Annotated in this window: 8 protein-coding genes; 2 read left to right on the top strand and 6 right to left on the bottom strand. The window is 53.3% G+C overall.

Annotation, left to right across the window (positions count from 1 at the left end; translation table 11 throughout):
* The 3 genes from Q0650_RS09980 to Q0650_RS09970 all read right to left on the bottom strand — a co-directional run.
* Positions 1–1,235: polysaccharide pyruvyl transferase family protein (locus Q0650_RS09980; protein WP_298818498.1), on the bottom strand; the 1,235-nt coding region annotated here is incomplete at its 3' end.
* A 2-nt stretch (positions 1,236–1,237) separates the two neighbouring features.
* Complete coding sequence (locus tag Q0650_RS09975) at positions 1,238–2,503, bottom strand: lipopolysaccharide biosynthesis protein (RefSeq protein ID WP_298818496.1); 1,266 nt, start codon at positions 2,501–2,503, stop codon at positions 1,238–1,240.
* Positions 2,500–3,258 carry a hypothetical protein gene (locus tag Q0650_RS09970; protein ID WP_298818494.1) on the bottom strand — a complete coding sequence of 253 codons (759 nt, stop codon included), beginning with the start codon at positions 3,256–3,258 and terminating at the stop codon, positions 2,500–2,502. The genes Q0650_RS09975 and Q0650_RS09970 overlap by 4 nt, the downstream gene beginning before the upstream one ends.
* Before the next feature lie 204 nt (positions 3,259–3,462).
* On the opposite strand from Q0650_RS09970, the gene Q0650_RS09965 reads away from it, so the two are divergent.
* Positions 3,463–4,170 carry a hypothetical protein gene (locus Q0650_RS09965; RefSeq protein ID WP_298818492.1) on the top strand — a complete coding sequence of 236 codons (708 nt, stop codon included), beginning with the start codon at positions 3,463–3,465 and terminating at the stop codon, positions 4,168–4,170.
* 41 nt (positions 4,171–4,211) lie between these two features.
* Here Q0650_RS09965 and Q0650_RS09960 read toward each other — a convergent pair whose 3' ends face one another.
* Positions 4,212–5,729 carry a YifB family Mg chelatase-like AAA ATPase gene (locus tag Q0650_RS09960; protein ID WP_298818490.1) on the bottom strand — a complete coding sequence of 506 codons (1,518 nt, stop codon included), beginning with the start codon at positions 5,727–5,729 and terminating at the stop codon, positions 4,212–4,214.
* 193 nt (positions 5,730–5,922) lie between these two features.
* Between Q0650_RS09960 and Q0650_RS09955 the strand changes: the two genes are divergently transcribed.
* On the top strand, positions 5,923–6,618 hold the full coding sequence (locus tag Q0650_RS09955; protein ID WP_298818488.1) for a hypothetical protein: 696 nt from the start codon (positions 5,923–5,925) through the stop codon (positions 6,616–6,618).
* Positions 6,619–6,941: 323 nt separating this feature from the next.
* Here the strand turns inward: Q0650_RS09955 and Q0650_RS09950 are convergent, their stop codons facing one another.
* Together Q0650_RS09950 and Q0650_RS09945 are read right to left on the bottom strand one after the other, a co-directional pair.
* Positions 6,942–7,991 (bottom strand): ATP-binding protein, encoded by a 1,050-nt coding sequence (locus Q0650_RS09950; protein ID WP_298818486.1) that lies wholly within the window; start codon positions 7,989–7,991, stop codon positions 6,942–6,944.
* 395 nt (positions 7,992–8,386) lie between these two features.
* On the bottom strand, positions 8,387–8,671 hold the full coding sequence (locus tag Q0650_RS09945) for a DUF503 domain-containing protein (protein WP_298818484.1): 285 nt from the start codon (positions 8,669–8,671) through the stop codon (positions 8,387–8,389).
* Between the last annotated feature and the right edge of the window lies 1 nt (position 8,672).

Here is an 8,672-nt window from a genome sequence, read left to right as displayed (position 1 = left end):
AATTCCTGTTGTAACACATGATGGCGATCGCGGGCCGCATCCACATACGAGTGGACATGGCCAGGCAAACCCTCTTGCTGAAGACCTAAGAACGCTTGCCAGAGTCTATCCAGGCTTAAATGTTGAATGTCAAGACATCGATCTGCAATTCCCATATCACTCAAAATACCGATGCTTTTGCTCAGATAACCTATCACTAACGCTGGTACGCCGGCATTGGTTGCCAAAATGAACGAATGTAGCCTGGTAGCTACAAAATAGTCCATACATCCATAGAGTGATTGTAAGAGATCAGGTTGAAGGATCTCGTTGATCACAACAACACGTTGTGGATCGCGAACCTGCTGATGGAGGCGATGGTTCACTAATCGATCGTCTTCGGATCGAAATGGACCAAACGTCTGGGCAAAGAGTACAACTACGGCGCCTTGGGCTGTCACTCGATTGATAAACTCTACCAATACTTGTTCGTAACGTTGTTGTCCGCGAAAGCGTGTATTCTGCTCTTGCCAATCAATTGCAGTGAGACCTATATACATTGTGGCGTTGATCTCAGAGGGTATATACCTTTTGATCAATTCCTGTGCCAGGGTTGATGGAGCAGATGGTAAGCCAAAGGCAAGATCTGGTTCGCAGCGCGCCTCTCGCGCGCCGAGATCAATTGCGCGTTGCCAGGAGATAGTCTCGCGTGTCAAAACCAGATCAGCGCCACGCACAATACTCTGAGCCAGACGCACTTGTAACGGATGATGGAATGGACCGATCGATTGCGGAAATAGCACGAGTGGTCGGCGTAAGATGATACTACACCAGCATAATGCGCCAGCAAACGTAAACCAATGGTAGAGGTAGCCACCGCCACAGGCGATAACAAGATCGGCTTCAAACAGTTCCGCTAGTAGATCGTGTTTCTGTTGATCGACAAATGTGCGAACAGGTTTGCCAAACCACCGACTGAGCAAAGCGCTCAAAAATAGCAGGAATAACATGAAGCCGCGAATGACTCGTGATGTCTTGACAGAATGGCGATGTTGATTCTGACGAATACCCCAAGCCGGCGGCGCAGCATAGATCCGATAGTGCGGTAGCGCCGCGCGCGCGGTTGCTGGTTCATTGAATGTCAATACTATTTCTGCTTCAGGAAAAGCTCCATGTACGAGGTGAAGCGTTTGCAGTAAGATAGCATAGTCACCAGCATTCAAGACCGAGTGATTGTTAATGAGAACAATTTTCATATCTATCTGTGTCGCAGCGAGACAATCGCACCGCACCAATACAGCAGGCAGAGCATACCCTCGGTAACGATGTAGGTTGTAGTAGCTCCATCAATGCCCAGGCGTGGTATTATAATAATCCCTCCTACCAGACTAGAGGCGACAACCAAACTCTGGATCACTACTCGCAGCTTTTGCGCCCCTTGGGCTAGCAATACCGCTACTGCAACAAAACTGAGCGATTTGAAAAGAGGCACAATACTCAATGGTGTGAGGAGTGGAATGGTTGTTTCGTATTTATGACCATACACGAACTGTAACACAGACCCGCCAAACCACCATAAACCGATCATCACTGCTAGGCCGTAGAGGAATGCAATCGTAAAAATTAAGATGAGCAGTTGATAATATTGTCGTCGCTCCAGTTTAGGGCGACTTAACATTGGCAGCGCTACGTTAAACATTGCGACCGGTACGAGAAAACTGATTGTTATTAGATTGATTGCAGAACGGAAAGTGCCAACAATCGTATCGTTATTAAAAAAAGCCAGTAATGCAATGTGAACTTGTGAATAGATATTTGCAAGTACATCAGCTAAGACAAAAAAACCTGCGCTTTGAATAAGATTGCCAAACCGTAGTGGTCGCCATGGGCCTTGCCAGTAATGAGCAAGCAAAAAAGCCATAACGATGAGCATAATACTACTTACCACTGTTTGACCAACAATAATGGCTGCCACCTGTGGCGGCCAGATCATGAGTAGCAAGATCAATACTACTGCTAGCAAGGCATCAAAACTCTGCAAAATCGCCACCGTTGAGTTGCGATTTTGTGTATGTAGTATCACATGACCGGTTCGAATGTAACTTTCCGCAATCACGCCGATCATTCCAGCGATCAAAAGCCAGTTAAGACTGGTTTGCTGCCAGGCGATGAGAAGTGCTGTTATCAGAATACTTGCTGCTATCAGTTTGAAGATTAACAGACGACGCGCATTTAAGGCCAGTTGATCGGGTTCACGCCCTCCTTCGCGCAGCAACCAGGTATCAAAACCAAGCCCGAGGAGATTAGACATCAGGGCGAGAGTTGTCATTAGAGTTACATATTGGCCATAGAGTTCTGGGCCGTTGAAGTAGCGTACCAACAGGATACCGGCAATAGCACTAAGTGTCCGTCCAAATATTGCGCCGGCAGTAACGGTGGCGACGCCGCGAATCAGTCTAACCATCACCGGTGAGGCATGTTGTTGTAAACGCACTTTCCACTTGTGAGATTTCGGGGAGATCATGATTTACATTTGGCACGCGGCTGTATTGAGCTTGTTTCGTTGCCAGTATCCTCCTCCACATGGCTACCGGTACGAACTATCTGCACCAGCTCAGCATAATTAGACACCAGCTTTTCGTAAGGATCTTCCCAGGTCTTGACCATCTTTGTAGTCAATGGAATGACCGGCACATCGAGGAAGGTAAGCACTCGTGCGGTCGATGTAGACCATTGCTGTGGATGAGCCAGATCCTCTTCATAGATGAGTGTGATGTGGGGGATATGTGATAGCAGCTTAGCTTCCCGTGCAGTAAGGATTCGATCCTGCTCTAGTAATCTTTGGAAGAGTTCAGGATCGATGTAGATTGCTTCGTCACTCCGCATACTTTGTCCGTAGCTGTGTGGCTTACGGGTTGTAAAGAGCACTGCTTCTGACAATACCCGCTCGATGATATTGCGCCGACGGATTGATATAACAAGCCAGTTTTGTTCAACAAGCCGCTCCATGAGATTCGCAAGCGCTTCGTTTTGATGTGCCATGAGTTTGAATCCAACCACGGGGCGCGAGGTTGTCAGGCATACCAAATTGAGGTACAGAAGAGGGTGGCGAAACGCAAGTGGTTTGATGAGTCTCCTGATGTGAACATTCCAACGTCCAGGATAAAATAATTCGCTATAGCATCGAATATTTGGGTGAGAATTGAGTAAAGAAACAAGTAGCGTGCTTCCTGTTCTACGCTGGCTAAAAATAAAGAAACGCTTTTGTTTTTTTAACATAGTTTTCTCTCGCGAAACAAAATTAATAACTCAACATTTTTTATGTTTAGTGACTTGGCTGTTTTCTTATTGAAGTTACATTTGATAGTATTACAGACACGGCTGACCGCCGTTAAGTTTGCTGCGCCGCGTCTTTATCCCGTTCAAGACTAACAACCGGCCTGGTTGGTGAACTTGCGACTACAATCGAAATACCAGCAGGTTTTGATCGTTCGCAAGATTCTGCCGAATGCGCGAAAAAGCCTGTATCGACCAGCCATACGCTTTATGAGCGCTTTACAGGTTTGCATTTATACCGAGATGATAGTAGCATATAGCGGTGATCTTATCAACCTCCACGGTTTGGAACCAGAACAAGCAGAATTCCTTGTCCAATGCGCTACACTGCTATCGAACAAGCTTTTTGATTTCTGTGAGGTTTCTATGCGTCATTTCCTTCTCTGCTGGCTCTGTATCATGATTCTGGCGAGTTGTGGCAATCCTCCGGTTGCAGAACCAACTGCTACTCCTGCTAGCATATATCCGGTTCCAACGGCAGAGGCAATTTCTGGCAGGACAACCAGTTATCCTGGTCCTTCAGCAACAACTGACGCGCAACTATCGGGATTGTTTTTCTACATTGCGGAGCCGGTGCGCGTAACTGATAGCCAATTGAGCGGTGGTGGGCCGCCACAAGCTCCTATTCTTGTCGTCAATCTTTCGAAGGATAATGCATTGCTAGCTGAAGCTGTTGTTGACGATAATGGCCGTTTCTTGGTTCCACTTCGCGAGGTTGCTGCAGGCGATACGGTTGCCATCATATTCAATGATCGGGTTGCGTCGATGTATACTCGTGAGCAGTTGCAGAACTTTAGCATTGCAACATTACCCTCTGGTGAATTGATTATGAGTAGTGTGATTGTAGCTCCTTAGACATAGGTGGCCGTATAAAACGAAAATTTGCTCATGATCCCTCACTCCACCTGTCGCGGTCGATACTGAATCGCCTCGGCGATATGCACTGCCGCGATCTGTGCCGCGCCGTCGAGATCGGCAATCGTGCGGGCCAGGCGCAGGATGCGGTGGTAGCTGCGCGCCGAGAGATTGAGCCGCTGCACTGCCGATTTGAGCAGGGATTGGCCGGCGTTGTCGAGCGCGCAAAAGGTTCGAATTTCGGCAGGGCCGAGATCGGCGTTGCTGCGGCAGCGAGGGTGATTGTGGAGTCGCTCGCTTTGGCGTTGCCGCGCTGCTGTGACCCGCTCGCGTACCGCAGCAGATGTTTCGCCGTGGGTGAGACTACTGAGCTTGTCGTAGTTAACTCGCGGCGCTTCAACGTGAATGTCGATCCGATCGAGCAATGGCCCGCTGACCCGGCGCTGGTAGCGACTGATTAACAGCGGTGAGCAGGTGCAGACTCGCTCGGGATCGCCATGCCAGCCGCACGGACATGGGTTTTGGGCCGCTACGAGCATGAAGGCCGCCGGATAGGTGATGCTGCCATGGGCTCGACTGAGGGTGACGATGCGATCTTCAAGCGGTTGTCGCAATACTTCCAGCCGGTGCCCAAATTCGGGCAGTTCGTCAAGGAAGAGTACGCCACGATGCGCGAGCGAGATCATGCCCGGCTTCACCCGACTGCCACCGCCAACCAGGCCGGCAGTAGAGACGGTATGGTGTGGCGCGCAAAAAGGCCGCTCGCGGATTAACGGCGTCTCTCGCGGCAGTTGTCCGGCTACGCTGTAGATCTTGGTCACTTCCAGCGCTTCAGCAAAGCTGAGCGGCGGCAAGATTGAGTGTAGCGCGCGCGCCAGCATCGTTTTGCCCGCTCCGGGTGGGCCGCTCATCAGTACGTTGTGTCCGCCGGCGGCGGCAACTTCGAGTGCCCGCTTGACATGCTCTTGTCCGCGCACATCGGCAAAATCGACTGACGCGGTTGGAATGGTTGGCGTGAAGCCGGTTTGGCCGCAGTATGGTTGAATCTGCCGCCTACCGCTGAGATGTTCGACCAGCTCGTAGAGCGATTGTACCGGCATGATGCGCAACCCCTCGATCAACGCCGCTTCGGCGGCGTCTTCGGCGGGCAGGTAGAGCGTCTGTATGCCGTGAGCCTGCGCAATTGCGGCCATCGGCAGGATACCGTCGGTGTGGCGCAGGGCGCCGTCTAGCCCCAGTTCGCCGATAAATGCCGCGTCGCTGACATCGGCGTCGAGTTGTTCGGTGGCAATGAGCAGTCCTAACGCGATCGGTAGATCGTAGGCTGGCCCGGCCTTGCGCAGGTCGGCAGGGGCCAGATTGACCGTGATGCGCCGCATCGGGAAGCTGAGGCCGCTGTTGCGGATCGCCGAACGCACTCGCTCGCGACTCTCTTGCACTGCCGCATCACCTAATCCAACGACGCTGAACAGCGGCATACCGGTTGCTACATCGACTTCGACTGTTACGATCAGGCCTTCGAGACCGATTACGGCGCAACTGGATACTCGCGCGAGCATAGATGTTTTCCTTAGTAGACGCTATTGCGCAGGTGTTCCTATTAGATATACCGTTTGAAAACAGCAAAGGATTCGCCGTGAAGTGAAATGCGCTTCCAGGCCATCGCTTACGCTACTCGTATCTTGCCAATTGGTATGATATGCAATATAATGCACTTACATGTCAGCAGGTTGAGTGAGCGGGAGGCTAACGATGGAGATGGAATATTCGCTGGCGCTGGCGCTGGAGGATTACCTCCCGGTGATCTTTTCGATTATCGGCGTGTCGTTGATTGCGCGCACTATCTGGCAGCTTGACCGTCCGTTGGGGATGATGGCATTCGTTGGGGTTGGTTTGATGGCTGTCGGCGGTGTTCTGAAGGCAACCTGGAAGTTGTTGATGGCAATCAACGGTACCGATGTTCCGCTCTTCAGTCAGGCGCTCTTTCCGATGATTGCGCCCGGTTTCACCCTGATCGCAATGGCTGTCTACAGTTATACCCGGCAGTTGCGCGGTAAAGCAGGTGTCCGCTGGCCGTGGCTGGCTCCGCTGATTGTTATCAGCTTGTTTGTCGGCGGTTCGGCCTTGATCGCGGCGAATGGCGGCCCCTGGCGGGTGCCGCTCATTATGCTGGCCACTATCGCTAATGTCGCGTTGCTGTTGATGCTGGCTGTCGGCGCCTGGAGACGCAATATGCGTCCGCTGGCAGTGGTGTTTGTGGTCGTGCTTCTGGTAGTGATCGGGATGTCGCAGATGGCAAGCAATGTGCCGCAAACGATCGCGGTGCAGTGGTTTGAGCAGATTGCGCAGACGCTGGCGCAACTGGCGTTCTGTCTGGGTGTCTGGCAATTGACCCGCCGAATGGCGCAAGAGGCGCCGGTACGTCAACTGGCTGCTGGTGTAGCATAGCCCGGCAGGGTTGTTCGTTCGAGCTGGTTGCAGGGCGGTGTGTTGCGCCGCCCTGTTTGTGTGCGCGGGCGAGCAGGTTGATGACATCAAACCGCTTCTTGCTTCGCTTTGTAGCCGGGGAGCGACGCCTGGTTGTGTTTTGCTGCTCACTACACGATTATCGTTGCTCTGTCGCGCAGGAGTTTGCGCTGCAACGCGAGGTCTGATGTTGATCGCTTTGCCCGGCACGAGGTTGGAGTGTCCCTGAACCGCTGCGCTTACGGTTGGCTGGCGCTGTGGCTGCCACGTTCACCGGGGAAGATAGCGCCTGGAATGGATCGGCGCTATGCCTGCGATGCTTCTTCTTCGATCTGGCGCACTGTGCTGCGGCGGCTGCGTCGCCGTGGCCCCGGTTCTTGCGGGAAGAATGCGTCGAGCGCGGCCATGATTGCGGCATGTTCGGTCTGTACGCTGGCGGTATGCTGGTCGAACCATTCACTGTGGCGCCACGTCAGGGCTAATGGCGCAATGCGGCGAATATCTTCGGCATTGACCACGTTGCGAAAGTCGGCGGCAGCGCGCGCCCGCGCGCCTTCGAGCAGAGCGATTTCCGCTCGATGCGAGGGAATGCGTAATTGTTGCACCAGCGCTAACGTTTGCTCTTCCAGGTCAGGGGGAATAGTGACGTGCGGCAAGATCTCGCGCGCAATCATCACCTCTTCGGCTAGCGCTGCGGTTTGAGCGGCATATGCCTGGCGGAATCCAACCGGATCGGCGCGAAAATCACGCGCGCGCCGATAGATTTCGAGCCGGGCGCGATGATCGGTGACCGGCGCGACCCAGACGCGCAGCCCAAACCGATCAAGAATTTGGGGCCGTAGCGCCCCTTCTTCCGGGTTCATCGAGCCGATCAGCACAAACTGACTGGGGAAGAGCCGTACCATTGCGCCGCGACGCACAAAGGTGCGACCCTGGGCGGCGGCATCGAGAATGGCGTCAACGACAGCCTGATCGAGCAGGTTGATCTCATCGACGTACAGCACATTGCCATGAGCGCGGGCAAGCACTCCCTCTTCCAGCCGCACGATGCGCTGCTCAAGCGCAATCCGTTCGTTAATCCCGCCGACGACATCTTCAAGCCGGGCGTTGAGCGGCAATTCGATCAGGCGCATGCGTTCGACCAGCGGTTTTCCATCGCTATCAAGCGGCTCGCGGGTGACCAGGGGCATCAGATCGAGCAGGCTCCGCACTGCCGTCGTCTTGCCGACGCCGTAGGGGCCGCTCAGCAGAATGCCGCCGATCTGGGGGTTGATCAGACCGAGAATAAGCGCAGTCTTCAATTCGGTCTGGCCGACCATTGCCAGCAACGGAAAAGGATAGATGTCACCGGTCATAGTTCATTAGGTTGGTATCAATCCTTGCAGGTGGCTGTTTCCAGACTGGTAGCACGGTTTCAGGATCGTGAGCTGCTCGTCTGGCTTTGATCGTATGAACGCTCATTGCAGCGAGCTATCGGATATATTCACTCGTTGTTCTTACAGGCGATCCTGCGCGAGCAACCAGCACCAGGCAATTCCACGTCGCACTGAGCTGCGCTCAGGCGACGCAGGTATGGCAGACTGTATCTGTCACGACATTCATATCCGTCGCGCCTGCCTGACGATTCTTGCCCGTGTCTCAATCAAGGGATTATGGCGCTCACCACTTGCCATTGATGCGCTTGCCAGACCTGGAATGGCGGCCAGCCTGACAAGATGGGTCGCGGCTGCTCTGGTTTGCGCTGGGCACTTCACAACATCTCGATTTCATACGTGAGCAGCGGGCAGTCGGGTCGGTTACGCTCGATAAAACTGACCACCGACTCGAGCTGGCGTTGAGCATGGAGCCGATCGGTTGCCACCACTGCCACGCCAATGATGGCGCTCTGCCAGCGATCTTGATCATCGACTTCAGCAACCGAAACGTTAAATTCGTTGCGGATGCGGGCAATCAATGAGCGCAGGACCTGTCGCTTCTCTTTCAACGATTGGGCTGTGGCGATGTGCAGATGGATGGTGCATGAACCGATAATCATA

The sequence above is a fragment of the uncultured Chloroflexus sp. genome (assembly GCF_937129525.1).
In the GTDB taxonomy this organism is placed as follows: domain Bacteria; phylum Chloroflexota; class Chloroflexia; order Chloroflexales; family Chloroflexaceae; genus Chloroflexus.
The sequence above is the reverse complement of the archived record's forward strand: the minus strand, read 5'-3'. Positions and strand labels throughout refer to the sequence as shown.

Coding starts and splice junctions, on each gene's coding strand:
- Q0650_RS09975 (WP_298818496.1), bottom strand. CDS start 2,503: ATGATCTCCCCGAAATCTCACAAGTGGAAAGTGCGTTTACAACAACAT.
- Q0650_RS09970 (WP_298818494.1), bottom strand. CDS start 3,258: ATGTTAAAAAAACAAAAGCGTTTCTTTATTTTTAGCCAGCGTAGAACA.
- Q0650_RS09960 (WP_298818490.1), bottom strand. CDS start 5,729: ATGCTCGCGCGAGTATCCAGTTGCGCCGTAATCGGTCTCGAAGGCCTG.
- Q0650_RS09955 (WP_298818488.1), top strand. CDS start 5,923: ATGGAGATGGAATATTCGCTGGCGCTGGCGCTGGAGGATTACCTCCCG.
- Q0650_RS09950 (WP_298818486.1), bottom strand. CDS start 7,991: ATGACCGGTGACATCTATCCTTTTCCGTTGCTGGCAATGGTCGGCCAG.
- Q0650_RS09945 (WP_298818484.1), bottom strand. CDS start 8,671: ATGATTATCGGTTCATGCACCATCCATCTGCACATCGCCACAGCCCAA.